Origin of the sequence: Zoogloea sp. 1C4, assembly GCF_009469605.1 — a bacterium.
GTDB lineage: Bacteria > Pseudomonadota > Gammaproteobacteria > Burkholderiales > Rhodocyclaceae > Zoogloea > Zoogloea oryzae.
Map to the genome: position 1 here is coordinate 121769 of NZ_SSXU01000001.1, position 26554 is coordinate 148322.

General features: G+C 66.9%; 27 protein-coding genes. 9 read left to right on the top strand and 18 right to left on the bottom strand.

What is annotated here, in order from left to right:
• Nucleotides 1–68 precede the first annotated feature (68 nt).
• Nucleotides 69–905 (top strand): DUF769 domain-containing protein, encoded by an 837-nt coding sequence (locus tag GH681_RS00460; protein ID WP_153159492.1) that lies wholly within the window; start codon nt 69–71, stop codon nt 903–905.
• A gap of 201 nt (nt 906–1106) precedes the next feature.
• On the opposite strand, the gene GH681_RS00465 is transcribed toward GH681_RS00460, so the two are convergent.
• From GH681_RS00465 to GH681_RS00480, 4 genes are read right to left on the bottom strand one after another with little or no spacing between them, the layout of a single operon-like run.
• Nucleotides 1107–2903, bottom strand: a complete 1797-nt coding sequence (locus GH681_RS00465) for an acyl-CoA dehydrogenase (protein WP_153159493.1) — start codon at nt 2901–2903, stop codon at nt 1107–1109.
• 53 nt (nt 2904–2956) lie between these two features.
• Nucleotides 2957–3619, bottom strand: a complete 663-nt coding sequence (locus tag GH681_RS00470; RefSeq protein ID WP_153159494.1) for an energy-coupling factor ABC transporter permease — start codon at nt 3617–3619, stop codon at nt 2957–2959.
• Between the two features lie 24 nt (nt 3620–3643).
• The gene (locus tag GH681_RS00475; protein ID WP_153159495.1) at nt 3644–4585 is read right to left on the bottom strand and encodes an electron transfer flavoprotein subunit alpha/FixB family protein; all 942 of its coding nucleotides are present in this window, start codon (nt 4583–4585) and stop codon (nt 3644–3646) included.
• Nucleotides 4585–5334 (bottom strand): electron transfer flavoprotein subunit beta/FixA family protein, encoded by a 750-nt coding sequence (locus GH681_RS00480; RefSeq protein ID WP_153159496.1) that lies wholly within the window; start codon nt 5332–5334, stop codon nt 4585–4587. Before GH681_RS00480 ends, GH681_RS00475 begins: the two co-directional genes overlap by 1 nt.
• Nucleotides 5335–5561: 227 nt before the next feature.
• Between GH681_RS00480 and GH681_RS00485 the strand changes: the two genes are divergently transcribed.
• Nucleotides 5562–6149: a TetR/AcrR family transcriptional regulator gene (locus GH681_RS00485; protein ID WP_153159497.1), complete on the top strand. Its 588-nt coding sequence runs from the start codon at nt 5562–5564 to the stop codon at nt 6147–6149.
• Here GH681_RS00485 and GH681_RS00490 read toward each other — a convergent pair.
• Genes GH681_RS00490 through ppx form a run of 7 tightly spaced genes read right to left on the bottom strand, consistent with a single transcriptional unit; the run spans nt 6133 to nt 12816 of the window.
• The gene (locus GH681_RS00490; protein ID WP_153159498.1) at nt 6133–6915 is read right to left on the bottom strand and encodes a TatD family hydrolase; all 783 of its coding nucleotides are present in this window, start codon (nt 6913–6915) and stop codon (nt 6133–6135) included. The two genes, GH681_RS00485 and GH681_RS00490, sit on opposite strands and share 17 nt — an antisense overlap.
• A 15-nt stretch (nt 6916–6930) precedes the next feature.
• On the bottom strand, nt 6931–7731 hold the full coding sequence (locus GH681_RS00495; RefSeq protein WP_153159499.1) for an enoyl-CoA hydratase: 801 nt from the start codon (nt 7729–7731) through the stop codon (nt 6931–6933).
• 55 nt (nt 7732–7786) lie between these two features.
• A complete protein-coding gene (locus GH681_RS00500) occupies nt 7787–8413 on the bottom strand; it encodes an ABC-type transport auxiliary lipoprotein family protein (protein WP_153159500.1) in 627 nt (208 codons plus the stop codon).
• 26 nt (nt 8414–8439) lie between these two features.
• A complete protein-coding gene (locus tag GH681_RS00505; RefSeq protein WP_153159501.1) occupies nt 8440–9390 on the bottom strand; it encodes an MlaD family protein in 951 nt (316 codons plus the stop codon).
• Nucleotides 9390–10175: an ABC transporter ATP-binding protein gene (locus tag GH681_RS00510; protein ID WP_153159502.1), complete on the bottom strand. Its 786-nt coding sequence runs from the start codon at nt 10173–10175 to the stop codon at nt 9390–9392. Before GH681_RS00510 ends, GH681_RS00505 begins: the two co-directional genes overlap by 1 nt.
• Nucleotides 10172–11293, bottom strand: coding sequence for an ABC transporter permease (locus GH681_RS00515; protein WP_153159503.1), 1122 nt, complete (start codon nt 11291–11293; stop codon nt 10172–10174). The genes GH681_RS00510 and GH681_RS00515 overlap by 4 nt, the downstream gene beginning before the upstream one ends.
• A gap of 11 nt (nt 11294–11304) precedes the next feature.
• Nucleotides 11305–12816, bottom strand: coding sequence for an exopolyphosphatase (gene ppx / locus GH681_RS00520; protein WP_153159504.1), 1512 nt, complete (start codon nt 12814–12816; stop codon nt 11305–11307).
• A gap of 169 nt (nt 12817–12985) precedes the next feature.
• Here ppx and ppk1 point away from each other — a divergent pair, with 169 nt between their 5' ends.
• The 7 genes from ppk1 (at nt 12986) to bioD (ending at nt 21322) form a co-directional block, all read left to right on the top strand.
• Entirely contained in the window at nt 12986–15073 is a 2088-nt protein-coding gene (gene ppk1 / locus GH681_RS00525; RefSeq protein ID WP_153159505.1) for a polyphosphate kinase 1, read from the top strand.
• Nucleotides 15074–15189: 116 nt separating this feature from the next.
• Nucleotides 15190–16530, top strand: coding sequence for a hypothetical protein (locus GH681_RS00530; RefSeq protein ID WP_153159506.1), 1341 nt, complete (start codon nt 15190–15192; stop codon nt 16528–16530).
• Nucleotides 16531–16620: 90 nt separating this feature from the next.
• Nucleotides 16621–17958, top strand: coding sequence for an adenosylmethionine--8-amino-7-oxononanoate transaminase (locus GH681_RS00535; protein WP_153159507.1), 1338 nt, complete (start codon nt 16621–16623; stop codon nt 17956–17958).
• Nucleotides 17951–19135, top strand: a complete 1185-nt coding sequence (gene bioF, locus GH681_RS00540) for an 8-amino-7-oxononanoate synthase (RefSeq protein ID WP_153159508.1) — start codon at nt 17951–17953, stop codon at nt 19133–19135. The genes GH681_RS00535 and bioF overlap by 8 nt, the downstream gene beginning before the upstream one ends.
• Nucleotides 19132–19866, top strand: a complete 735-nt coding sequence (locus tag GH681_RS00545; RefSeq protein WP_153159509.1) for an alpha/beta fold hydrolase — start codon at nt 19132–19134, stop codon at nt 19864–19866. The genes bioF and GH681_RS00545 overlap by 4 nt, the downstream gene beginning before the upstream one ends.
• Complete coding sequence (locus GH681_RS00550) at nt 19859–20638, top strand: methyltransferase domain-containing protein (RefSeq protein ID WP_153159510.1); 780 nt, start codon at nt 19859–19861, stop codon at nt 20636–20638. The genes GH681_RS00545 and GH681_RS00550 overlap by 8 nt, the downstream gene beginning before the upstream one ends.
• A gap of 9 nt (nt 20639–20647) precedes the next feature.
• Complete coding sequence (gene bioD, locus GH681_RS00555; RefSeq protein WP_153159511.1) at nt 20648–21322, top strand: dethiobiotin synthase; 675 nt, start codon at nt 20648–20650, stop codon at nt 21320–21322.
• Here the strand turns inward: bioD and GH681_RS23270 are convergent.
• Genes GH681_RS23270 through lpxD form a run of 7 tightly spaced genes read right to left on the bottom strand, consistent with a single transcriptional unit; the run spans nt 21311 to nt 26549 of the window.
• Entirely contained in the window at nt 21311–22099 is a 789-nt protein-coding gene (locus GH681_RS23270) for an RNA methyltransferase (protein WP_194271091.1), read from the bottom strand. The genes bioD and GH681_RS23270 overlap by 12 nt on opposite strands.
• A 3-nt stretch (nt 22100–22102) precedes the next feature.
• Nucleotides 22103–22558 carry a CopD family protein gene (locus GH681_RS23275; protein ID WP_194271092.1) on the bottom strand — a complete coding sequence of 152 codons (456 nt, stop codon included), beginning with the start codon at nt 22556–22558 and terminating at the stop codon, nt 22103–22105.
• Entirely contained in the window at nt 22555–23151 is a 597-nt protein-coding gene (gene rnhB, locus GH681_RS00565) for a ribonuclease HII (protein ID WP_153159512.1), read from the bottom strand. Before rnhB ends, GH681_RS23275 begins: the two co-directional genes overlap by 4 nt.
• Entirely contained in the window at nt 23151–24299 is a 1149-nt protein-coding gene (lpxB, locus tag GH681_RS00570; protein ID WP_153159513.1) for a lipid-A-disaccharide synthase, read from the bottom strand. The genes rnhB and lpxB overlap by 1 nt, the downstream gene beginning before the upstream one ends.
• A gap of 3 nt (nt 24300–24302) precedes the next feature.
• Nucleotides 24303–25076, bottom strand: coding sequence for an acyl-ACP--UDP-N-acetylglucosamine O-acyltransferase (gene lpxA, locus GH681_RS00575; RefSeq protein WP_153159514.1), 774 nt, complete (start codon nt 25074–25076; stop codon nt 24303–24305).
• On the bottom strand, nt 25073–25507 hold the full coding sequence (gene fabZ, locus GH681_RS00580) for a 3-hydroxyacyl-ACP dehydratase FabZ (RefSeq protein ID WP_367179933.1): 435 nt from the start codon (nt 25505–25507) through the stop codon (nt 25073–25075). Before fabZ ends, lpxA begins: the two co-directional genes overlap by 4 nt.
• Nucleotides 25508–25526: 19 nt before the next feature.
• On the bottom strand, nt 25527–26549 hold the full coding sequence (gene lpxD / locus GH681_RS00585) for a UDP-3-O-(3-hydroxymyristoyl)glucosamine N-acyltransferase (RefSeq protein WP_153159515.1): 1023 nt from the start codon (nt 26547–26549) through the stop codon (nt 25527–25529).
• Between the last annotated feature and the right edge of the window lie 5 nt (nt 26550–26554).

Below are 26554 nucleotides of genomic sequence, written 5' to 3' on the forward strand. Positions count from 1 at the left end.
ATCCGCCTCCGAATATTCGTCGCCAGGATCAACTCGATCGGTTACGCCGGCGACTGGGAGTCGACAAAATGAGTTCAAGAAAATGGATATGGCTGCTCTCATGCAGCTTGACCACGGCAGCATCAGGTTGCACCATCAAGTCACCCCACGCTCGGATTGATCAGCCCTTACCATCATCACCTCGCGCCCCACGCGAATTGACTCTCAAGTACTACAAGCTCAACCTGTTCGAAGAGTACCGCGTTTCCCACGCCTACCTGGACGGAGTCAATATCAGCGCATGCTACAGCGGTGCCGAGCCCAGCGATGTCCGATTCGAAATGGTGACGTATACCAGTGGCGAGGCAAATACCCCGAACCCACCGGTACCGGGTTACATCCTGAACCGGCGAGACTATCCCCCGCCCCACCCCGGCGTAACCGCAGCATTCCAACTGCTCGGCACCAAGCGCAGGAACGCCTATTTTGGGTATGACTTCATGACTTTCGGGAAATTCTGCGGTGACTGGACCGCCGGGGGTGCGGTCACGCTAGGTATCCGGGACCGGCGCGCCGAGTCGATCGAGCATCTCATTTTGGCTAAGGAAACATGGACCCGCGACTACAACGAAAGAAAGATTGCCGAAGGCACACATTTCAGAGCGTTCCTGGAGCCCACCGAATACGTGGTGCGCAACGGTAACCGCTGGGTACATCTGCGCGAGAGAAGCCCGACCGTACCGGGCATGGACGAAAACGACGTCTGGCTGCTCCCGGTAGGCGATTCGAACTATTACTTCTACCTGGCGTTCGGCCATATGTACGGGGCGCGAATCGCTCAAAACGCCGAGTACGTAAAAGTCCAGAATCTGGTCGATCGGATCATCGATTCTTTCGTCGTGGAGAAACTGGAAGCTGGAAAGTAGTTTTCGTCTGCAATCTCGGCTGGACCGGCGATTGGAGGGTCGAACGAAATGAGCCGCCCTAAAACGCATGTCCCGGCGATCCACGACAAGAACTTCGATCAAATCTAGTCTTTGAAATCGCTGCGACCAAATAAAAATGCCGTTCAGCCTACGCTGAACGGCATTTTTTCTGGCGATCAAAAACCGACGATCAGCCCAGCATCAGAACTGATCTTCCGCCAGATCCAGCGCACCGGCAGCACCATTGACCACCGTATAGGCCAGGCCCGGAGCCTGCGACAGGACATGGTCGGCGTAGAAGCGCGCCGTGGTGATCTTGGTCTTGTAGAACGACGCATCGCCGCTGCCTTCGGACAGGCGACGGGCGGAAACCAGCGCGGCACGGGCCATCTGCCAGCCACCGGCAACGATGCCGAGGAGCTTCAGGAAGGGCACAGAACCGACGGAGGCCGCCTTGATGTCCTTGCCATAGGTGGCAACGATGTACTCCACCGCCTCCTCGACCGCGGTCACGCCGGCCGACAGGGATTTACGAATGGCGGCGAACTCATCGCCTGCGGCTTCCGCCAGCTGGGCCTCGACCTTGCGCATCTCGGCAACCAGCGCCTTGGCGGTCAGGCCACCTTCGCGGGCGATCTTGCGGCCGATCAGGTCATTGGCCTGAATGGCGGTGGTGCCTTCGTAAATCGCGGTGATGCGGGCGTCACGGTAGTGCTGGGCGGCGCCGGTTTCCTCGATGAAGCCCATACCACCGTGCACCTGCACACCATCGGAGGTGATGAGGTTGGCGTTTTCGGTGCACCAGCCCTTGACCACCGGGATCATCAGATCAACAAAAGCCTGGCTGCGGGCACGCACGGCTTCGTCGGCGTGGTAATGGGCCATGTCGGTGGCGGCGCCGACCACGTAGGCCAGCGCGCGCATGGCTTCGGTGGTGGACTTCATGTTCATCAGCAGACGACGCACGTCGGCGTGATGCAGGATGCTAACCTTCGGGCCGCCACGAACGCCGGCTTCGGTGCCCTGGACACGATCCTTGGCGTAGGCCAGCGCCTGCTGGTAGGCGCGCTCGGAGAGGGCCAAGCCTTCCATGCCGACTGCAAAGCGGGCTTCGTTCATCATCACGAACATGTACTCGAGACCCCGGTTGGCTTCGCCGACCAGCGTACCGATGGCGCCGCCGTTATCGCCGAAGGCCAGCACCGCCGTCGGGCTGCCGTGGATGCCGAGCTTGTGTTCGATGGACACGCAATGCACATCGTTGCGCTCGCCCGGGGTGCCGTCGGCGTTGAGCAGGAACTTGGGCACCACGAACAGCGAGATGCCCTTCACGCCCTCCGGCGCATCCGGCAGACGGGCCAACACCAAATGAATGATGTTGTCGGTCATGTCGTGCTCGCCGTAGGTGATGAAGATCTTCTGGCCGAAGATCTTGTAGGTGCCATCACCCTGCGGCACGGCGCGGCTGCGCACGGCGGCGAGGTCGGAACCGGCCTGGGGCTCCGTGAGGTTCATGGTGCCGGTCCATTCGCCGCTCACCATCTTGGGCAGGTAGTCGGCTTTCTGGGCATCGGTGCCGCACAGGGAGATCGCTTCGATCGCGCCGGTGGTCAGCATCGGGCACAGGGAGAAGGCCATGTTGGCCGACTTCCACATTTCCATCACCGCGGTGGAGACCAGCTTCGGCAGGCCCTGGCCGCCGAATTCAGGTTCGCAGGCCAACGCGGTCCAGCCGGCTTCGGCGAACTGCGTGTAGGCGTCCTTCCAGCCGGGCACGGTCGTCACGACACCGTTGTCCCACTTGGCGCCGATGGTGTCACCGGCACGGTTGAGGGGAGCCAGCACGCCGTTGGCGAACTTGCCGGCCTCTTCGAGGATCGCGTCCACCACGTCGGGGGAGGCATCCTCACAGCCAGGCAGGGCGGCGACGGCTTCGAGATCAGCCAGTTCGCGCATCACGAACTGCATGTCACGGATAGGGGCGTTGTAACTGCTCATCGTATTTTTTCTCCACTCTAGTTGTTTTGGATTTACGACCTGGCGGGGCCGGCTTACTGATTCAAATAACTGCGGTCATCAAAACTCGCGACCCATTCCGGGCGGTAAACCACCAGCAATGTGAGCGCCATGCCCGACAGCCAGGCCTCGGCGAAGCCAAGCAGCAGAAAGAAGGGCAGGTACTCGGACAACAGCAGGTCCGCCGGGTAAGCGCCGGCAGCAAAGAGCATCACCGATGCCACGGTGCCCTGGACGAGAACCACCGCCGCAGCGCCGATGAAGGCATTGATGAAGATATAGACAAAGAAATGCTTGGGCAGCCAGCGCTCCACGAGGCGGAAATAAAACCGCCCCGCCAGCACCGGCACGATGCCCATCACCAGCAGGTTGAGAGGATAGGCCGCCCATTCGGCGCTGCCATTGATGGTGATCCCCAGCAGGGCCAGCGCCACCACCACCAGGGCCAGCTGTGGCCCGAAGATCAGCGTGCTGGCCATGGCCCCGAGCAGATGGAGATTGAGCCCGGGCTTGACGCCGGCGTTCATGCTCCACAGCAGGGTAAGAATCACGGCGGCGCCCAGCAGCGCATTGAGCTGATGCCCATCGAGCAGGCGCCGCCACGGGGCCGTCCGATAAATCCACGCTCCGACCCCCGCCCCGCAGCAGATGGCACCCACGTGCCATGCTGTCGAGAAGAGGTCGGGCGCGAAGTTCATTCAAGCGATCCCGACGGGGGCTTGTCAGACTGCGGAGACCAGCTGCGGAACCGCGTCGAACAAGTCGGCAACGAGGCCATAGTCGGCCACCTGGAAGATCGGCGCTTCCGGATCCTTGTTGATCGCAACGATCACCTTGGAATCCTTCATGCCGGCCAGATGCTGGATGGCACCGGAAATGCCGACCGCCACGTACAGCTGCGGCGCGACGATCTTGCCGGTCTGACCAACCTGGTAGTCGTTCGGGACGTAGCCCGCATCGACGGCCGCACGGCTGGCACCAAGGGCGGCACCCAGCTTGTCGGCGAGGGGCTCGAGCACCTTGTGGTAGTTCTCGCTGCTGCCCATGCCGCGACCGCCGGAGACGATGATCTTGGCAGCGCCAAGCTCAGGACGGGCAGACTTGGTGAGCTCGCGGCCAACCAGCTTGCTTAGGCCGGCATCCGCCACCGCGGCAACTTGTTCGACAGCGCCGGAACCGCCCTCACCCGCCGCTTCGAAGGCGGTGGTACGCACGGTGATGATCTTGACCGCGTCGGCGGACTTGACCGTGGCCAGCGCGTTGCCGGCGTAGATCGGACGCACGAAGGTATCGGCGGATTCGATGCCGACGATGTCGGAAATCTGGGCCACATCCAGCAGCGCAGCCACGCGGGGCAGCACGTTCTTGCCGAAGGTGGTGGCCGGGGCCAGCACGTGGCTGATCGCGCCACCGGCCGCATTGACGACGGCGACGATCTGGGCGGCGAGGTTCTCGGCGGACTGGTCGGCGAAGGCGGCCGAATCGGCCACCAGCACCTTGGCGACGCCGGCCACCTTGGCAGCGGCTTCGGCGGCAGCACCGGCGCCGGAACCGGCAACCAGCACAGCCAGATCGCCACCCAGCTTGGCAGCGGCGGCAATCGTGTTGAGCGTCGCGGCCTTCAGGGACGCGTTATCGTGTTCGGCAACAACCAGAACCGTCATCACAGCACCTTCGCTTCGTTCTTGAGTTTTTCGACCAGCTGAGCCACGTCAGCCACCATCACGCCAGCGCTGCGCTTGGCCGGCTCGACGACCTTGAGGGTCGTGAGACGCGGTGTCACATCAACGCCCAGATCGGCCGGCTTGACGGTTTCCAGCGGCTTCTTCTTGGCCTTCATGATGTTGGGCAGCGTCGCGTAACGCGGCTCGTTCAGGCGCAGGTCGGTGGTCACCACTGCCGGCAGGGCGATCTCGAGGGTCTCGAGGCCGCCGTCGATTTCACGGGTGACGGTTGCCTTGCCGCTGCTCACCGCCACTTTTGAGGCGAAGGTGGCCTGGGGCCAGCCCATCAGCGCGGAGAGCATCTGACCGGTCTGGTTGGCGTCGTCGTCGATGGCCTGCTTGCCGCAGATCACCACCTGGGGTTGTTCCTTGTCGCACAGGGCCTTGAGCAGCTTGGCCACGGCGAGGGGCTGGAGTTCCACGTCGGTTTCGACGAGGATGCCCCGGTCGGCGCCGATGGCCATCGCGGTACGCAGGGTTTCCTGGCAGGCGCCCACGCCGCACGACACCGCGACGACTTCGGTCGCGACACCGGCTTCCTTCAGGCGCACGGCTTCTTCAACAGCGATCTCGTCGAAGGGGTTCATGGACATCTTGACGTTGGCGATATCCACGCCGGAACCGTCGCTCTTCACGCGCACCTTGACGTTGTAGTCGACCACGCGTTTAACGGGAACCAGAATCTTCAATGCTGCGCTCCTTCCATATGAGACGTTCTCCACCATTTTCGGCATGCCAGCGCGCCGGGAGTTCCATCCCGCCACGGGCCGACAGCCTCTTTTTTCGCCTTGCCGACACTGCAGCGCATTTGCGCGCACCGTCACGGCGTCAAGCAGGCTAGCTTCTCACAGCAAGCCTTGCCTTGTCACTTTCCGTACGGTAGCGTATGGAGCAATAAGCGTCAATACTACTGCGTATGGATAAGCCTCCCCGCGCCCAACTCGACCGCACCACCTGGATTCACGCCGCCCTCGACACCCTTGCCGACGAGGGCGCGGGAAGCATCCGTGTGGAAATCCTGGCCAAACGCCTGCACGTCACCAAGGGCAGTTTCTACTGGCATTTCAAGGATCGGCAGGATCTCCTCGACGCCGTGCTCGAGACCTGGAAGGAAGGCCGCATCCGCGACATCGTCAAGCAGACGCGCCCGGAACCCGGCCGCGAGGAAGCCCAGCTCTACCACGTCATCGACGTCTACAGCGCCAGCCGCAACAACAAGGGCATCCTCATCGAGCTAGCGATGCGCGACTGGGCCCGTCGTGATCCGGCCGCCCAGAAGATCGTCGAGGCAGTGGACACCGCCCGCCTCAACTGCGCCCGGGATCTGTTCATCGCCTGCGGTCTGCCGAAAAACGAAGCCTCGACCCGCAGCGTGTTGCTGTACGCCTACGTGTTCGGGGTGTCGATGATGAATTGTGGCAACTTCGACGGCAATGTCGAAGAGATGAAGACGGAGATCCGCCACATCATCGCACGCAGCCGGACGCCTACCCCGCCGGCCTGAGGGTTGCCAGCCCCGGGATCGCCGCCACCGCATTGACGCCCGTCGCGGCGATCAACGCCTCCACCGGCATGTCCCGTAGCGCTGCCAGTTCGTGGGCAAAGCGCGCCAGGTTGCCCGGATCGTTGCGCCCGCCGCCGCACCACACGGGCGGGATGTCGGGCGCGTCGGTTTCCAGCACGATGGATTCGAGCTGCAGTGTCGCCGCCAGCTCGCGGATGCGCCTTGACCCGGGGTAAGTCATCGCGCCGCCAAACCCCAGCCGAAAGCCCAGCTTGATGAAGGCATCGGCCTGCTGACGGCTGCCGTTGAATGCGTGGGCGATGCCACCCGGCACCGGGATCCGCCTCAGAAACTTGAGGATCTCGTCCTGGGCGCGGCGGATGTGAAGCACCACCGGCAGATCGAAATCCCGGGCGAGCCTAAGCTGCGCCTCGAAATAGCGCATCTGCAGCGGCAGGTCGCCGTCCGGCACGAAACCGTCGAGCCCGATCTCTCCCACAGCCACCGCCGAGCCTTCGGCGAGCCTTTCGCGCAGGCGATCGAGATCGTCCGGCCCGGCCTGGCCGACGTACATCGGGTGGATGCCGAAGGCGTGGCGGCAGTCCGGGTTGGCCCGTGACAGGGCCGCCACGGCATCGAAATCCGTCGCGCCGACCGCCGGCACCAGAAAACCGCCGACGCCCGCGGCACGGGCTGCCGCCAGGATGCCAGGCCGGTCGGCGTCGAACTCGGCGGCATCCAGATGGCAGTGGGTATCGATCAGCACCCGGAAGGCTCCAGCTTACTTGCCGGTCCAGACCGGCTTGCGCTTGGCCATGAAGGCGTCGATGCCTTCGGCGGCGTCCTCGCACATCATGTTGCAGGCCATGACTTCGGCGGCCTGCTGGTAGGCGGCGTCAAGGCCCATCTCGAGCTGCGAATAGAACATCTGCTTGCCCATGGAGATCGCCGCCGGCGACTTGGCGCAGATCGACGCGGCGAGTTTGGCAACTTCTTCGTCCAGCGATTCGAGCGGCACCACGCGATTGACCAGACCACGCTGCTTCGCCTCGGCGGCGTCGATGAAATCGCCGGTGACGAGCATCTCGAAAGCCTGCTTGCGGCCCATGTTGCGGGACAGCCCGACGCTGGGGGTGGCGCAGAAAAGGCCCACGTTGATGCCCGACACGGCAAAGCGCGCGACATCCGACGCCACCGCCAGATCGCACATGGACACCAGCTGACAACCCGCCGCGGTGGCGATGCCGTGGATGCGCGCGATGACCGGCTGGGGCATGTTCACGATCTGCATCATCACCTTGCCGCACAGGCGGAACAGCGCCTGCTGGAAGCTCTTGGTGTAATTGCCGCGCATCTCCTTCAGATCATGGCCGGCGCAGAAGGCCTTGCCGGCACCGGCGAGCACCACCACGCGCACGGATTTGTCGGCGGCGACGGCTTCGAGCTCGGCCAGCAGGGCTTCGAGCATGGACTGGGACAGCGCGTTGAACTGGCCCGGGCGGTTGAGCGTGATGGTGGCGACGCCGTCGGCGTCCTGGCGAAGCAGCATGGGTTCGGTGTTGGGCTGGACGACTGCGTTCATGAGTTCTCCTCCTGGTTATGAAAGCGCCGGCACGTGTCGGCCGGTCGTGGCTGCGTCACGCGCCGCAGCGGGCGCGCACGCGGTGGGCCGGATCGGTGTCGAGGGATTCGAGCCAATCCAGCAGTTCATGGTTAACGCGGGCAACGCCGTCGCGCAGGGCGAGCACGCCGCCAACGGCGTTGGCCGAAGGTGCCGGCACGCTGGCGCTGAAGCTGCGCGCTGCGATCGACTGGTCGCTACGGGGCGCCAGCAGCGCGGCGCGCAGTTCGATCACGCCACGGCTCACACCTTCCGATTCGAAGACCTGGGCGAACTCGTCCAGATCGACCCGCAGCCTGCAGCCTGTCGCGCCCGCGGGCGGCAGGTCACCCTTCATGCTGCGCTTGAGGGCGAGCTCAAGCAACTGCCCCGGATGGGCGGCCCAGCGGTTCTCGACGAACACCTGGCGACGCGTCGGCTGGGCATACAGGAGCCGGTAATGCATCGCCGTCGAGGCAAGCCACGGCGCTGGGACGACCTCGGTGCTGCGGATCGGAAAAGCCAGCATTCGCGGCGGCGGGCCGTCGAGGGGGCCGAAATCGTGCACCGCATAACCCGGGGCCGCCTTGGGCACACTGTTGCAGGCAGCAAGCAGCAACGCTGCGGCGGCGAGGGACAGGCGGATGAGAGGCAGGAGCTGCATGGGCCGGTTCCGGTTGAATTGGGGGCTCAGTGGCTGCCCGCGGGAGCGCCGAATCCGGCCTCGCCCGGCCCGGGAGGCGGACGGCGGCGGCCGAGGAGGAGCAGCTGCGGGGTCTCGTCGATCTCGTCGAGCAGATCGGAGAGCTGCCGGGATGTGGTGGTGAGTTCCTGCAGCAGCACGTTGAGGCGCGGCAGCGTGCTGGTGGCAAGCCCCTCGCCGGTGGTCCCGACCAGCCCGTCGATACGGTCGCTCACGGTCTGCAGTCGGGCGACCAGATTGCGGCCGTCGCGGGCCAGCGGCACGGCGTCTGCGCTGAGGCGTTCCAGGTTGTCCAGCGACCGCCCGATGCGGCCGAGGTTTTCCTTGCTGACCACCTGACGCACGGCGGCCAGCGTCTGCGGAACCTCCTTCAAGGTGCGGTCGAGCCCCTGGCTGGAGGATTCCAGATGGGCCAGGGTGCGCTCGATGCGGGCAAGGTTCTCGGGCGCGGCCAGCGCCGACAGTCGCTGGGTGAGCTCGCGCACCTGGCGCAGGGTCTGGACCGACGCATCGGCCACCTCATCCACCAGCCCCGGGGCAAGCTTGAGGCGCGGCGGCCCACCGCCCTCGCCCAGCAGCGGCACGGGGTCGTCGCCCGCGTCATCCAGCGCGATGAAGGCCAGCCCGGTCACCCCCTGATTGGCGAGGCGCGCCCGGGTAGCACGAGTGATCGGCAGATCGGTGCGGATGCGGGCGGTGACCAATACGTTGCGCGGGTCGGCCGGATCGAGGTTGATGGCCGCCACCTTGCCGGCAACGATGCCTCGGTAGCGCACGGTGGCCTGCACATTGAGCCCGTTGACGCTGCCGGAACTCACCAGCAGCACGTCGCGGGTGGCGTCGCGGCGGTCCGAGAACCACCACAGGGCGCCCACCAGTGCGCAGCTCAGGATGATCGCGAACAGCCCGGCCGCGATGGCGTGGGAACGGCTTTCCATCAGGCTTCGGCCCGTCCGCGGGCGAGCGCGGCCTGGCTGCGCTGACTGTGGAAAAAGCGTTCGATGAATGGATCCTGCACCGTCATGATCTCGTCGAGGGGGCCGTTGGCGAGTATACGCCCATCGGATAGCACGGCCACGCGGGTCGCCAGCGCCGCCAGGGTGTCCAGATCGTGGGTCACGAGCACCACGGTGAGGCCCAGCGCCCGGTGCAGCGCGCGGATCAGACGCACAAAACCGGCGCTGCGGTCCGGGTCGAGGCCCGCGGTCGGCTCGTCGAGGAGCAGCAGTTCCGGCTCCAGCGCCAGCGCCCGGGCCAGAGCCACGCGCTTGACCATTCCGCCGGAAAGCTCGGCCGGCATGCGCAGCGCCACCTCGGGGCCGAGTTCGACCATCGCCAGCTTCAAAAGGACAAGATGGTTGACCAATTCATCATCATCGATGCCCGCCTCGCGCAGTGGGAAGGCCACGTTGGCAAACACGTTGAGCGCCGAGAACAGCGCGCCTTGCTGGAACAGCATCCCGAAGCGCCGGCGACGGGCGAGCTGGGCGTCGCGGCTGCCGGCTGACAGCGGCTCGCCAAACAGCCGCACCTCGCCTTCGGCCGGCTGCAGCAGCCCGACCATCTGGCGCAGCAGGGTCGTCTTGCCGCTGCCCGAGCCGCCCACCAGCGCCACCACCTCGCCCGCCGGCACGGCCAGGTCGATCTGACGATGCACCCAGGTGTCGCCGAAGCGGGTGGACAGCCCCCTCAGCTCGACGGGAAACGTGGTCGCGCTGCTCATCGGAACGGCAACCCGATGTTGCGGGTGGCGATGGCGAAAACCGCATCCACCAGAATCACCACGGTGATCGACGTGACCACCGATGCCGTGGTGTTGACGGACAGGCTCTCGGTGTTGGGCTTGACCCGCAGCCCGAAATGGCAGGCGACCAGCGCGATGAGCAGGCCGAACACCACGCCCTTACCCAGCCCGATCACCAGATTGGCCATCGGCACGGCCCGGGGCAGCGTGTTGAGGAAGAATTCGTAGCTCATGTCCAGCTGCAGGTTGGCCGACACCATGCCGCCAAAGACCGCCACCGCCGAGCCCCACAGGGTGAGCAGCGGCATCGCCAGCGCCAGCGCCACCACCTTGGGCAGCACCAGCCGCACATAACGCGAGATGCCCATCGTGGTGAGGGCGTCCACTTCCTCGGTGACCCGCATCACGCCCAGCTGGGCGGTCATCGCGGAACCCGAACGCCCCGCCACCAGCACCGATACCAGCACCGGCCCGAGCTCGCGGATGATACCGAGGCCCAGGATGTTGACGATGAACACGTCCGCGCCAAAAGCCCGCAGCTGCAGCGCCGAGAGGTAGGACATCACCACGCCGATGAGAAAACCCACCAGCGCCGTCACCGGCATGGCCTTGACACCGACCTTGTAGAAGTTGGCCGACATCTCCCTGAGCGGCCACTGACCGCGTCGGCGTATCAGGTAGAACAGGTCGAGGCACAGCTGGCCGACCAACGCCACAAAGTTGAGCAGATGATGGCCGAAGCCGATGAGCATCCGACCCAGGTGGGCGGTGGCGTCGAGAAAACGGTAAGGCGGCTCGACCGGCACGCTGACCTCGCCCAGCGCGTCGATGCGCCCGAAGATGCCTTCGAGCTCGACTGGCAACACCAGCTGCGCAGGACGCCTACGCCCCCAGCGACGCCACAGGAGTAGCGCGCCGAAGCTGTCGAGGCGGGTCACGCCGGTGAGATCCCAGCCGGCGGAATCGGGGGTTTCGTCAAGCTGCTTGCGGAAATCCGCCAGCTGCGGCGAGAGCAGGCGCAAGGTCCAGTCGCCCGACAGCGCGACCGCCGCGCCATCGCTGCGGATCGCCGGTTGCGGTCGGGCGTCGGGGGCCATCGGCCGGGCGGTCAGGCGCCCGCCAGGTTGCGGGCCGGGGCACGCTCCACGCGCACCTTGAGGGGCAAGCCGATGGCCTGCCACTGGCGTTCTTCCTCGTCGAGCACGGCGGCGGTGAGCGGCAGGTTGCGCAGCCATTCGCTGTCGGCGATCAGCACGTAGCCACGGCCGTCGCGCTTCAGCCGCAGAGGCGGCACGCCACGCCCGTCGCGGGCCCGATGCACCACCGCCGACAGGCGCAGGCACAGGATCAGCCGCCATTCCGGGCTATCGGGGCCAAGCGAACTGACCCGCGACAGCTTGCCCCGATGGGCGAGCACCATGCGCGCCAGCCGGCCCTGATCCATCCGCGAAAAGCCCGGCATGTCGGCGTTGCCGAGGATGTAGGCGCTGTGCTTGTGGTAGCTGGAATGGGCCACCGAGACGCCGACCTCGTGGAGCATCGCGGCCCATTCGAGGAAGCGCCGATCCACGTTTTCTTCATCCGCCGCGCCGGGTTCGAGCTGCAGCAGGAAGGCCCGAGCGGTTTCGGTGACCTGCCGCGCGTGGGGCAGATCGACGCCGTAACGCTCGACGAAGGCCGACACGGTGGCGTCGCGCAGATCATGGTGGTGGTAGCGGCCGAGCAGATCGTAGAGCACGCCCAGGCGCAGCGCGCCTTCCGAGAAGGCCATGCGCTCGAGGCCGAACTCCTGGAACACCGCCCACATGATCGCAAACCCACCGGTGAGCACCGGCAGGCGATCGGGGCGGAGGCCCTCCAGTTGCAGGTTGTCGATGCTGCCGGCCTTCAGCATCGCCGCGCGCAGGCGTTCGAGCCCCACGCGGGTGATGCCACCATCCGAAAAGCCGTTGAGTTCGAGGATATCCACCAGCGCCTTGGCCGAGCCGCTCGACCCCACCGCCTCCTCCCAGCCCACTTCGCGGTAGGCGTGGGAGATGGTCTGGATTTCCTTTTGCGCGGTGAGTTCGGCATCGCGCAGACCGCGCTTGTCGATGCGGCCATCCGGGAAGAAGCGCAGCGAGTAGCTCACGCAGCCCATGTAGAGGGATTCCAGCGCGATGGGCTCGAAGCTCTTGCCGATCACGAACTCGGTCGAGCCGCCGCCGATATCCACCACCAGCTGCTGCTTGTGGGGGTTGGGCAGGGTGTGGGCGACGCCGACGTAGATCAGCCGCGCCTCTTCACGGCCGGCGATGACTTCGATGGGAAAACCCAGCGCAGCCTCGGCCTGGACGAGGAAGTGCGACGCGTTCTTGGCGACGCGCAGGGTGTTGGTGCCCACGGCACGGACGGCCTCGGGCGGGTAATCGCGGATGCGCTCGTTGAAACAGCGCAGCGCGCTGATGCCACGAAACTGCGCGGCGGCGTCGAGCATGCGGTCGGACGACAGGCCGGCGGCGAGGCGCACCGACTCCTTGATGCCATCGAGGGGATAGATCTGGTCATTCACAATCCGCCCGATCTGCAGGCGGAAGCTGTTGGAACCCAGATCGATGGCGGCGATCAATTCACGATTCATGAAGCAGGCACGAGCTGCGCCCCGTGGCGCGGAAGCCGGGGATTCTAGCACCCGCGTGCGGCGCATCTGCGCGCCGTCGACACAATGTCGGGTATTGCGAAGCTTCATGATGCGGTAACAAAATCGTCACATACTTGGCATTCAATCGGACGATTCGACAGGAGAGCCCATGCGTCTAAACGCCCCCGACCGCCATTTCCGCCACGACCATTTCACCAACCGCGAGTTATCCCTGCTCCAGTTCCAGCGTCGCGTCCTCGCCCAGGCGGCCGATCCTTCGGTGCCCCTGCTGGAGCGGCTGCGCTTCCTGTGCATCGTGTCGAGCAACCTGGACGAATTCTTCGAGGTGCGTGTCGCCGGTGTGAAGGAACAACTGCGGCTGGGCAGCGTGGCGCTCACCACCGACGGGCTCACCCCCGCCATCCTCCACGCCCGCATCAGCCGGGAAGTCCACGGCCTCATCAGCGAGCAATACACCCTGCTCAACGACGTGATCCTGCCGGCGCTGGCCGCCGAAGGCATCGTCTTCCTGCGCCGCAGCGTATGGACCGACGCCCAGCACCTGTGGGCCCGCGAATACTTCATGCGCGAGGTGATGCCCATCCTCACGCCCATCGGGCTCGATCCGGCGCATCCCTTCCCGCGGGTGCTCAACAAGAGCCTCAACTTCGCGGTCGAACTCGAAGGCCGCGACGCCTTCGGGCGCAATTCCGGCGCCGCCATCGTCCAGGCGCCCCGCGCCTTGCCGCGGGTCATCCACCTCCCGAAGGAGCTCACCGGCGTCGATTACGGCTTCGTGTTCCTGTCGTCGCTGCTCCACGCCCACGTGGGCGAGCTCTTCGAGGGGATGAACGTGCTCGGCTGCTACCAGTTCCGGGTCACCCGCAACTCCGACATGTTCGTCGATGAAGAGGAAGTGAAGGATCTGCGCGCCACCCTCAAGGGCGAACTCCAGCAGCGCCACTTTGGCGACGCGGTGCGGCTCGAACTGGCCGACAACTGCTCCGAGGCCATGGCCACCTTCCTGATGAAGCAGTTCGGGCTCGACCCCTCCGACGTGTATCGGGTGCCCGGCATGGTCAATCCGGTGCGCCTCAACCAGGTGCCCGACTGGGTGGACCGGCCCGATCTCAAGTACCGCCCCTTCCTGCCGGCCCGGCCGCGGGGGCTGGACAAGCGCGAGAACATCTTCGCCGCCATCCGCCGCCACGACATCCTGCTGCACCACCCCTTCCAGAGCTTCGAGCCGGTGATCGAGATGCTGAAGGCCGTCGCCGACGACCCGGCCGTGGTGTCGGTGAAGATGACCGTCTATCGCACCGGCACCGATTCGGTGCTGATGGAACACCTCATCCGCGCCGCCCAGAAGGGCAAGGAAGTCACCGTGGTGCTCGAGCTGATGGCGCGCTTCGACGAGGAAGCCAACATCAGCTGGGCCGCCCGCCTCGAGGAAGTCGGCGCCCACGTGGTGTATGGCGTGTTCGGCTACAAGACCCACGCCAAGCTGCTGCTGGTGGTCCGCCGCGAGAACGGCAACCTGCGCCGCTACGCCCACCTGGGCACCGGCAACTATCACCCGCGCACCACCCGCTTCTACACCGACTTCGGCCTCCTCACCGCCAACGACGAGATCGGCGCCGACGTGGCCGAGGTCTTCAAGCAGCTCACCGGGCTAGGCCAGGCCGGCAAGCTGCGCCACCTGTGGCAGGCACCCTTCACCCTGCAGCCCAATGTGGTGGCGGCGATCCGCGAGGAAGCCGAGATCGCCCGCGCCGGCCGCAAGGGGCGGATCATCGTCAAGGTCAACGCCCTGCTCGAACCGGAAACCATCGAAGCCCTGTACGAAGCCTCCCAGGCCGGCGTCGAGGTCAGCGTGATCGCCCGCAGCGTGTGCGCCCTCAAGCCGGGCGTGCCGGGGCTGTCCGAGAACATCAAGGTGCGCTCGGTGGTCGGCCGTTTCCTGGAGCACCACCGCATCTTCTATTTCCAGGCCGACGGCGCCGAAAAGCTCTACCTGTCCAGCGCCGACTGGATGGAGCGCAACTTCTTCAAGCGCATCGAGGTCGCCTTCCCGATCCTCGACCCGAAAGTGAAACGGCGTGTAATGAAGGAAGGCCTGCGTCCCTACCTGGGCGACAACTGCCAGGCGTGGGAACTCGACGGTGACAACCACTATCGCCGCAAGAATCCCCGCACCACCCGCCGCGCGGCACAGGAAATCCTGCTCAAGGAGCTCACCGGGGTGACGCCCGCCTGAACATCGACCATCGCCCGCACGGCTACCGTTTCGCCCCGCCCGGCGCACGGGAGGGAAGCCGGACGGCGATGGTGATGTAGAATTCCGGCTCGATTCGTTCATCGATGGCCAAACCCATGTCTGTGTCCCGCCTCCGCATCGCCCCTGCCACCCTGATCGCCGGCGCCCTCGCCGCCCTCATGCTGTCCGCCTGCGGTGGCGGTGGTGGCGACAGCAGCAGCTCCACCCCGGCACCATCCAATTTCGCCGTCGTGGCGGGTGATGGTCAGGCGACCGTCACCTGGGACGACAACACGGCCTACCAATACTGGCTCTACTACGCCCCGAGCGTCAGCTTCTCGACCGTCGAGCAGTGGAGCAAGCTCACCAGCGCACAGTCCAGGGTCGGCTACAACAACGACAAGGGCATCCGCCCGCCCATGGTCGTCACCAGCCTGACCAACGGCACCACCTATTACTTCGCGATGAACGGGCGCGACAACGGCGGCAAGGGCGGTCCGCTCTCCGCCACGCTGTCAGCCACCCCGCGCGCGTCCGGCGACAGCTGGCTGACCGGCGGCACCTTCAGCGGCAGCCCGACCATGCGCAGCGTGGCCCTGGGCACCGACAGCAACGACTCCACCTCCGTTTACGTCGCTGTGGGCGACGGTGGCGTGGTGTATTCCGCCCCGGCCTACACCAGCACCAGCGCCCTCACCTGGACAGCCAAGACCACCCTCGGCGGCCAGCTCAACGGCGTGGTCTACACCCTGAGCAAGTTCGTCTCCGTCGGTTCCGGCGGCAAGACCTGGTACTCCACCACCCCGGGCACCTGGACCGCCGGCACCATCAGTGATTCGGGCACCGCCAACCTCAACGCGCTGGCCAGCAACGGCGCCACCGTGGTGGCCGTGGGCGACAACGGCCGCATCGTGTACTCCACCGACGGCCAGAGCTGGACCCCCGCCGCCGCTGTGCCGGCCAGCACGCCCAACCTCTACGGTGTGACCTATTCCGTCAAGGGCCAGTGGATTGCCGTGGGCGCCAACTGCACGATGCTCACCAGCACCGACGGCAGCACCTGGACCACCCAGGCCGTCACCCTCAGCGGCGCCGGCTGCACCGATCTGCGCAGCGTCGATACTGTCGCCGTCACCACCAACAGCGTCACTACCTACTACTTCGCGGCGGTGGGCACTGGCGCCACGGGCGGTGCCATCGTCACCAGCAGCGACGGCAGCACCTTTACGCAGCAGGCTGACGTGGGCAGCTCACCGCTTTACGCCGTGGCCGCATCCGCCGACGGTCGCTTCGCCGCCGTGGGCGCCAGCAATGCGATCTACATCGCCACCGCCATCAACACCTGGGTGGCCCCGACCACCAAGCCGACGCCGGGTGCCACCATGTACGGCATCACCCGCGCCAACGCCACTTACACGGCCGTCGGCGCGAGTGGCACCAGCATCTACTCGTACTGAGCACTACCGACGCAACACCGATTCATCACCGGTAAAAAAGTGGAGCGGCTCCCCGGAGCCGGCTCCACTTTGTCCTTCTGAAGCCAGCCCATGTCCGTCGACCGCAACTCCGCCAACGCCAGCCTCCTCGGTCGCTCCCTCGCCGCCGTGTGGCATCCGTGCACCCAGATGAAGCACCACGAGCAGCTGCCACTGGTGCCGATCAAACGGGGCGAAGGCGCCTGGCTCTACGACATGGACGGCCGCCGCTACCTGGACGGGATCAGCTCCTGGTGGGTCAATCTCTTTGGTCACGCCAACCCGCGCATCGGCGCCGCCCTCAAGCAGCAGCTCGACCAGCTCGAACACGTGATGCTCGCCGGCTTCACCCATGAGCCGGTGGTCGAGCTCTCCGAACGCCTCGCCGCCCTCACGCAGCACCAGCTGGGCCACGCCTTCTACGCCTCCGACGGCGCCTCGGCCACCGAGATCGCCCTCAAGATGAGCGCCCACTACTGGCGCAACCACGGCCAGCCCGACAAGAACCGCTTCGTCAGCCTCGCCGGCAGCTACCACGGTGAGACCGTCGGCGCCCTGGCCGTCACCGATGTCGCCATCTTCCGCGACGCCTACGCCCCGCTGGTCCGCGCCGGCACCTGCGTGCCCAGCCCCGACGCACGCCACGCCGCGCCGGGTGAGAGCGCCGTCGACTTGGCCCGCCGCGCCGCCGCCGCCCTCGACGCCCACCTGGCCGAACACGGACACGAGACTGCCGCGCTGATCGTCGAGCCGCTCATCCAGTGCGCCTCGGGCATGGTGATGTACGACCCGGAATACCTGCGCCTCGCCCGCGAGATCTGCACCCGCCACCGGGTGCATCTGGTGGCCGACGAGATCGCCGTCGGCTGCGGCCGCACCGGCACCTTCTTCGCCTGCGAGCAGGCCGGCATCTGGCCGGATTTCATCTGTCTCTCGAAGGGCATCTCCGGCGGCTACCTGCCGCTCTCCATCGTGCTCGCCACCGACGACGTCTTCGCCGCCTTCTACGACGACGACACCGCCCGCGGCTTCCTGCATTCCCACAGCTACACCGGCAATCCGCTGGCCTGCCGGGCGGCGCTGGCAACGCTCGACATCTTCGCCCAGGACGACGTGCTCGCCGCCAACCGGATCAAGGCCGAACGCCTGGGTGCCGCTTTCCGCGCCGCCATCGGCAGCCACCCGGCCGTGCGCCACCTGCGCCAGCGGGGCATGATCCTGGCCTTCGACGTGGAAGGCGCACCGGCCGGCTTCTCGCGCCGCTTCTTCACCGAGGCGCTGGCCCGCGAGCTGCTGCTGCGCCCCATCGGCAACACGGTCTACACCATGCCGCCCTACATCCTCAGCGACGCCGAGATCGATCATCTGGCAAGCCAGACCGCCGCGGCCCTGGAGGCCAGCCTTGCCTGAGCCCATCGACCCGCTCCTCGAAATCTCCGCCAGCCTCGCCGATATCGACGAAGCCGGCCTGCGCCGCCGCCGCCGGGTCGTCACCACCCCGTGCGCGCCGGTTGCGGGGCTTGCCGACCGGCCCGACCCGGTCATCGCCTTCTGCTCCAACGACTACCTCGGCCTCGCCGCCGAGCCCTCGCTGGCCGAAGCCGCCAGCCAGGGCGCCCAACGCTGGGGCGTCGGCTCCGGCGCGTCCCACCTCGTTAGCGGCCATTACGCCGTCCACGACGAGCTCGAAACACGCCTCGCCCGCTTCGTCGGCATGGACGACGCGCTGTATTTCTCCACCGGCTACATGGCCAACATCGGCGTGATGCCGGCCCTGGTCGGCCGGGGCGACGCGATCTTCGCCGACAAGGTGAACCACGCCTCTCTAGTGGATGGCGCCCTCCTCTCCCGTGCCGAATTCATCCGCTACCCCCACAGCGACCTCGCCGCCCTCGCTGCCCGGCTCGAGGCCTCAACGGCCCCGCGCAAGCTGATCGTCACCGACAGTGTGTTCAGCATGGACGGCGACCTCGCCCCGCTGCCCGAACTCCTCGCCCTGGCCGAGGCCCACAAGGCCTGGCTGCTGGTGGATGACGCCCACGGCTTCGGCGTGCTCGGCCCGCAAGGCCGCGGCAGTCTGGCCCACTTCGGACTGTCGTCACCGCGCCTGATCTACATGGGCACCCTCGGCAAGGCCGCCGGCGTCTCCGGCGCCTTCGTTGCCGGCCAGCGGGATGTCATCGAGTGGCTGGTGAGCAAGAGCCGCAGCTACATCTTCACCACTGGCGCCCCGCCGCTCATCGCCCATACCCTGCTCAGCGCGCTGGATCTCATGGAGCAGGGCGACACTCGGCGTGCCCACCTCAACGCCCTGATCGCCCGCTTCAAGGCCGGCCTGCGCCTCTCCCGCTGGCAGCTGCTGCCCTCCGACACCCCGATCCAGCCGGTGGTGATCGGCGACAACCACGAGACCCTCGCCGTCTCCCGTGCCCTCGACGCCGAAGGCATCTGGGTGCCGGCGATCCGCCCACCCACGGTGCCCAAGGGCGCGGCGCGCCTGCGCGTCACCCTGTCGGCCGCGCACAGCTTCGAGCAGGTCGACCGCCTCGTCGCCACCCTCAACCGCCTCGAGGCCGCGCCGACATGAGCGCGCCGCTCGTCCTGCTCCATGGCTGGGGCCTGTCGTCGGCCGTGTGGGCGCCGCTCACCACACAGCTTTCGTCGGACCTGACGATCCACACGCCCGATCTCCCCGGTCATGGCGCTGCGCCCGCTGCCGGCGAAACCCTCACCGACTGGGCCGACGCCCTGATCCCGGCGCTGCCCGACGGCGCCACCGTGGTCGGCTGGTCCCTCGGCGCCCAGCTCGCCCTGCACCTGGCCGCCCACGCGCCGCACAAGATCGCCCGGCTGCTACTGATCGCCGCCAGCCCGCGCTTTGTCCAGACCGACAACTGGCCCACCGCGATACCCGTCGACACCCTTACCGAGTTCCGCCAAAGCTTCGATCTCGACCCGGCCGCCACCCAGCGCCGCTTCGTCGCCCTGCAGGCCCTGGGCGATGCCGCCCGACGCGAGGTGTCCGCCACGCTCACGGCCACCCTCACGCCCGCCGACGCCAACCGCCAGCCGGCGCTTGCCACCGGACTGCGCCTGCTCGCCGAGACCGACCAGCGCCCCCTCGTCAGCCGGATCACCCAGCCGGTGCGCCTGCTCCACGGCAGCGAAGACAAGCTGATGCCAGTCGCCGCTGCCGAATGGCTGGCCGACCACCTGCCCAACGGCCGGCTGTCGGTCTTCCAGCACAGCGGCCACGCGCCCTTCGTCTCGCGTCCGGCCGACTGCGCCACCCTCATCGAAAGCTTCATCCGTGACTGACGCCCCGGCTCCCAAGCGCGCCGTCCGGGCCGCCTTCGACAAGGCCGCCGACGCCTACGACGCCGTCGCCACCGTCCAGCGCGCCGCCTGCGACCGCCTGCTCACCCTTGCCACCGGCCGCGGCTTCGCCCCCCAGCGCATCCTCGACGCCGGCTGCGGCACCGGCTACGCCCTCGCCGGCCTCTCCCGCGCCTATCCGGCCGCCACGCTGTTCGCCCTCGACTTCGCCCCGGCGATGCTGCGCCGCCACCCGCCGGGCCTGGCCCTGCCCGTCTGCGCCGACCTCGAACACCTGCCCATCGCCGCCGGCAGCCTCGACGCCCTGTGGTCAAGCTACGCGCTGCAATGGTGCAACCCGCGCCGCGCCCTGCCAGAGCTCGCCCGCGCCCTCGCCCCGGGCGGCCAGCTGTGGATCGCCACCCTCGGCCCCGGCACCCTCACCGAACTCCGCGACGCCTTCCGCCACGTGGACAACGACGAGCACGTGCTGCGCTTCCAGCCGCCCGAAGTCGTCATCGACGCCGCCGAATGCGCCGGCCTGCGGGTGCTCGACAGCGACCGCGACACACTCCACGCCTGGGCGCCCGACCTGCGCAGCCTGCTCACCGACATCAAGACCCTCGGCGCCCACCAGACCGGCGCCCCGCGCCGCCGCGCGCCCCTGGGCAAGACCGCCTGGGCACGGCTCTCCGCCGCCTACGAAGCCCACCGGGGCCCGGACGGGCTGCCCGCGTCCTACGACACCTTCTGGCTCATCGCCGAAAAGACCTGAAAACCTGAAATGAGCGCGTTCTTCATCACCGGCACCGACACCGAAATCGGCAAGACCTTCGTCACCTGCACCCTCCTCCACGCAGCCCGCGCCCGCGGCCTCAGCGCCCTCGGCATGAAACCCATCGCCGCCGGCGCCGAGATGGTGAACGGCGAATTCCTCAACGAAGACGCCGCCCGCATCCGCGCCGCCTGCAGCTTCGATCCGGGCCTCGCGCTGCTCAACCCCTACTGCCTCGCCAGCCCCATCGCGCCACACATCGCCGCGGCTGAAGAAGGCGTGACGCTCGAAACGGGCAGCATCCTCGACGCGTTCGAAACGCTCAAGGGCAAGGCCGATCTGGTGCTGGTGGAAGGCGTGGGTGGCTTTCGCGTGCCGCTGTCGGACGACTACGACACCGCCGATCTGGCCCGGGATCTGGGCCTGCCGGTGATCATCGTGGTGGGAATGCGTCTGGGCTGCATCAATCATGCGCTGCTGACAGCCGAGGCGGTGGCCGCGCGCGGCCTGACCATCGCCGGCTGGGTGGCGAATCAGGTCGATCCGGCCATGCTGCGTTTTGATCAGAACCTCGAAGCCCTCAAGGCCCGCATGCCGGCGCCGCTGCTGGGGGTGGTGCACTTCCAGCCCGACGGCAACGCCGCCGCAGCTGCGGCATCGCTGGAACTGCCCTTACCGGCCTGAAGCGCGCCGCTGGCGCAGCTGCTCGAACAGGCACACGCCCGCGGCAACACCCACGTTGAGGGACTCCATGCCACCCGGCATCGGGATCAGCACCCGCTTGGTTGCAAGCCCGGCCACGGCCTGCGACAAGCCCTGACCCTCCGACCCGAACAGCCAGGCCACCGGCCCGCGCAGGTCGAGGTCGTAGAGTTCGACCGAATCTCGCAGATCCGCCGCGAGGATCTCGCCAGGATAATCGGCCAGCGCCACGGCGGCATCAACGCCCTCACGGATGCGCAGCCCGAAATGTGCCCCCATCGCCGCCCGCAGCACCCGGGGCGACCAGGCCTGGGCGCAGCCCGGCGTGAGCAGCACATCCGTCACGCCAGCCGCCGCGGCAGTGCGCAGGATGGTGCCCAGGTTGCCTGGGTCCTGCACGCCGTCGAGCACCACGCAGCTGCCGGCAAGCGCCACCGCCGCCGGAGCGTCGGGGATCGCCATCACCGCCAGCACGCCGCTGGGCGCATCCACCGGGCTTACGTGGGCAAACAGACGGTCCGGCAGTTCGATGCAGATGTCCGAAGAACAGCCGGCCAGCAGCGCGGCGATTTCGGGCAAGCGTCGCCCGCTCTCGCTCACCACCACCCGTAGCGGCTGAACACCCCGCTCCAGCGCGACACCCAGCAGGTGGGCGCCGTCGAGCAGCGTCTCGCCGCTGGTGCGCCGATCCCGGGCTGACGTGGCCAGGGCGTGGAGGTGCTTGACCGTCGGGTTATCGCGGGAGGTGATCTGCTTCACGGTTCAGAAGGCCAGGCCGAGGGTGGCCAGCGCCACCGTGAGCGTGCCGAGGATCAGGTTGAGCATCACCCGCTGGCGGATCTCGTTCATCGCCTTGGCGCCCTGAGCCCAGCTGGCCTCCATCACTGCCTGCTGCAATCCGCGCCACGGCCCGAACCAGATACTGGCGAACACCACCGCCATCACCAGCCCCACACCGGCCATCACGTGCCACGAGCGCGGCGCCTGGGCGAAGCCCACTTCGAGCAGCATTGCGAAACCACTTACGACGATCGCGCCGATCGCCACCCAGACGATGCGGAAGAAACGTCCGAGCACCCGGCTCCACAGCCCGAGCCGATCGGCCGGCGGCAGTTCCAGCGCAGCCGGACGCAGGCAGAAGTGCGCAAACGCCATCCCGCCGACCCATACGATCACGCCGGCCAGATGGATGAAGAGCATCAGATGGTGGAGCTTCATGTGCAGTCCTCGTCTGTCCAGAGCGGCGGGTTGGCAATCACATCATGAACCGGCCCAAAGCTCTTGCGGTAGATCTCGCAGGCACCGTGGGCCCGCAGCGCGGCCAGGTGGGCCGGCGTCGGGTAGCCCTTGTGGCCGGCGAGGCCGTACTGGGGATACTTCCGGTCGAGCTCGAGCAGCTGCGCGTCCCGCGCCGTCTTGGCGAGGATGGACGCCGCCGAGATCTCGGGCACCAGGGCGTCACCCTTCACGATGGCCTCGCAGGGCACAGCCAGTTGCGGGCAGCGGTTGCCATCCACCTGGGCCCGGGTCGGCGCGGGCTTAAGCCCGGCGACCGCACGCTGCATGGCGAGCATCGACGCATGGAGGATGTTCAGCCGGTCGATCTCCTCGACGCTCGCCTCGGCCACGCACCAGGCCAGGGCCTTCTCGCGGATCTCGGCAGCCAGCGCGACTCGGCGCTTCTCGGACAGCTTCTTGGAATCGGCCAGCCCGACGATGGGCCGGGCCGGATCGAGGATCACCGCCGCCGCCACCACCGGCCCGCACAGGGGGCCGCGGCCAGCCTCATCGACGCCGCACAGGCGTTCCATCAGGCGTGCCCGCGCAGGTAAGGCAGGATCGCCGCCGCAGCCTTGTCGGCGGTGTTCTGGCGCAGCTGCAGGTGCATGTCGGTGAACACCTGGACCAGCTCGGCGGCCCGCGCCTTGTCGGTCAGCCAGCCGTCGAGGGCATCGGCGAGCGCCTGGGGCGTGGCAGCATCCTGCAGCACCTCGGGCACCACCTCGCGGTTGGCGAGCACATTGGGCAGGCCGACCCACGGTAGATAGGCCATGCGCTTCATGAGCCGGAACGACCACTTGCCGATCTTGTAAGTGATGACCATCGGCCGCTTGAGGAGCGCCGCTTCGAGGGTCGCGGTACCGCTCGCCACCAGCACCACGTCGGCAGCGATCATCGCGTCGGTGGCGTGGCCGAACAGGATGCGGATGGGCAGATCCACGTGGGCATGGCGCCGCAGCGCGTCCTCGAACAGCAGCCGAGTCTCACGGGTCGCCAGCGGCACCAGGAAGCGCGCATCAGGATGGCGCTCGTGGAGGATCGCCGCAGTGGCGATGTAGGTGTCTGCGAGGTTGCGCAGCTCGGACTGGCGGCTGCCCGGCAGGAAGGCGAACACCGGGCCGTCGCCAGTGATCTGCAGCATTTCCCGGGCGCCTGCCTGATCCGGCTTCAGCGGAAAGACATCGGCCAGCGGGTGGCCCACGTAGCTCACCGGCACGCCAGCGGTGCGGTAAAGCTCGGGCTCAAACGGGAACAGGCACAGCATGTGGCTGACCGATCGCGCGATGCCCTTCAGCCGGCCCTTGCGCCAGGCCCAGATGGACGGACTGACGAAGTGGATCGCCGGGATACCCTTGTCCTTCAGGCGGCGCTCCAGCCACAGGCTGAAATCCGGCGCGTCGACGCCGATGAAGGCAGCCGGCCGATCGGCCAGCAGACGGTTCAGCAGGCTGCGGCGGATGCCAGAGAGTTCGCGGTAATTCTTGAGGGCGTCCACATAGCCGTGGACCGACAGCTTTTCGGCCGGCCACCAGGCCTTGAAGCCTTCGGCCTGCATCTTGGGCCCGCCGATGCCGAAGAACTCGGCATCAGGGAGATGGCGCTTGAGCGCCCGGATCAGGTGGCTGGCGAGGAGGTCGCTGGAGGCCTCGCCCGCCACCATGGCGATGCGCACAACCATGGATCAGCGAACGATGCCACGCCCGGAGTCGGCGATGAAATCAGAGAACTGTTGCAACTCGGGCGCCGAGGCGGCAGCTTCGGCGATCTGCTTGCGGGCCTCGTCGAGGGTCAGGCCGTTGCGGTACAGGGTCTTGTAGGCCCGCTTGATGGCGGCGATGCCTTCTGCGCTAAAACCCCGGCGCTTGAGGCCTTCGCTGTTGATGCCGTGGGGCGAGGCCGGGTTGCCGGACACCGTGACAAACGGCGGCAGATCCTGCAGCAGCACCGTGCCGACACCGCAGAAGCTGTGCGCGCCCACGCGGACGAACTGGTGCACGCCGGTGAAACCACCGAGGATCGCCCAGTCGCCCACCGTCACGTGGCCGGCCAGCGTCGCGTTGTTGGCGAAGATCGTGTTGTCGCCGACCATGCAGTCATGGGCGACATGCACGTAGGCCATGATCCAGTTGTTGTTGCCGACGCGGGTCAGGCCGCCATCCTGCACCGTGCCGGTGCTGAAGCTGCAGAACTCGCGGATCGTGTTGCCGTCACCGATCTCCAGGCGGGTCGGTTCGGCGGCGTATTTCTTGTCCTGGGGCTCGGAGCCGATGGAGCAGAACTGGAAGATCCGGTTGTCGCGACCGATCTTCGTGTGGCCCTCAACGACCACATGCGGACCGATCCACGAGCCTTCTCCGATCTCGACGTGCTCGCCGATGATCGAATAGGCACCGACCTGCACGCCGTCGGCCAGACGGGCACCGAGATGGACAATGGCAGTCGGATGGATGCTCATCGCTTGATCGCGCACATGAATTCAGCTTCGGTCGCCACTTCGCCGTCGACGCGGGCAACCCCCTTGAACTTCCAGATGTTGCGGATCGTCCGGACGATTTCCGCTTCGAGGATCAGCTGGTCGCCGGGCACCACCGGGCGCTTGAAGCGCACGTTATCGACGGAGGCGAAATACACCATCGCATCCGGATCCGGCGTCGTGCCTTCAGTCTTGAAGGCCAGCACCGCAGCCGCTTGGGCCAGGGCTTCGATGATCAGCACGCCGGGCATCACCGGGCTGTGGGGAAAGTGGCCGGGGAAGAACGGCTCGTTCACCGTGACGTTCTTCAGGCCAACGACGCGCTTGCCCTCTTCCAGCTCGAGAATGCGATCCACCAGCAGGAACGGATAGCGGTGGGGAATGTATTTCTTGATCTCGTTGATGTCGATGATGCTCATTGTTCTTGCTCCCTCATGATTCCTTGGCGCCGAGCTTCTTCTCGAGTTCGCGCAGCCGCTCGGCCATCGCGTCGAGACGACGCAGATGGGAGAAATTCCTGACCCAGTCTGCATGGGACTGCAGCGGGATCATCGACGTGTAGACGCCGGCCTTGTCGATGCTCTTGGTGACGTTGGTGTCGGCCGAGATGGTCACATCGTCGGCCACCTCCAGGTGACCAGCAAAACCGGCCTTGCCACCTGCCATCACACGCTTGCCGACGACGGTACTGCCCGCCAGGCCCGCCATCGCCGCCATGATCGAATCGTCGCCGATCCGGCAGTTGTGGGCCACGTGAATGAGGTTGTCGAGCTTCACGCCGTTGCCGATCACCGTGTCGTCCAAGGCGCCGCGGTCGATGGTGGTGTTGGCACCGATCTCCACGTCGTCGCCGATGATGACGCGGCCGATCTGGGGAATCTTCACCCAGTGCTTGTCGGCATCCCGCGCGAAACCCAGGCCGTCGGCACCGATCACGGCGCCCGAATGGATGATGGCGCGGGCACCGATGGTGCAGCTGTCGTAGATCTTCACCCCCGCATGGAGGAGCGAGCCGGCACCCAGCCGGACGCCATCGCCCAGCACACAGCCGGCGCCAATGATGCAGTCGTCGCCGATCTCGCAGCCTTCACCGATCACCGCCTGGGGCGCGACCGAGACCGAAGCTGGCAGGGCTGACGCGACCACCGCCGACGGATGAACGCCGGCAGCGGGCCGTTTGGGCGGATTGAACAGCTGCGCGGCGCGCGCGAAGTAAAGGTAGGGATCCGGCGTGAGGATGCGGGCCCGTTCGGTGAGCCCGGCAGCCTTCGGCGAAAGGATGAAAGCCGACGCCTCGCTCGATGCGAGAGCCGCGATCAGCTTCGGATTGGAGAGAAATGCGATTTCGCCGGGCCGCGCGGCTTCCAGCGACGCGATCTGGCGAACGCGAATCGTCGCGTCGCCGACCAGTTCGCCACCCAGCCGGGCGACCAGTTCGCCAAGGGAGATTTCCATCGGCG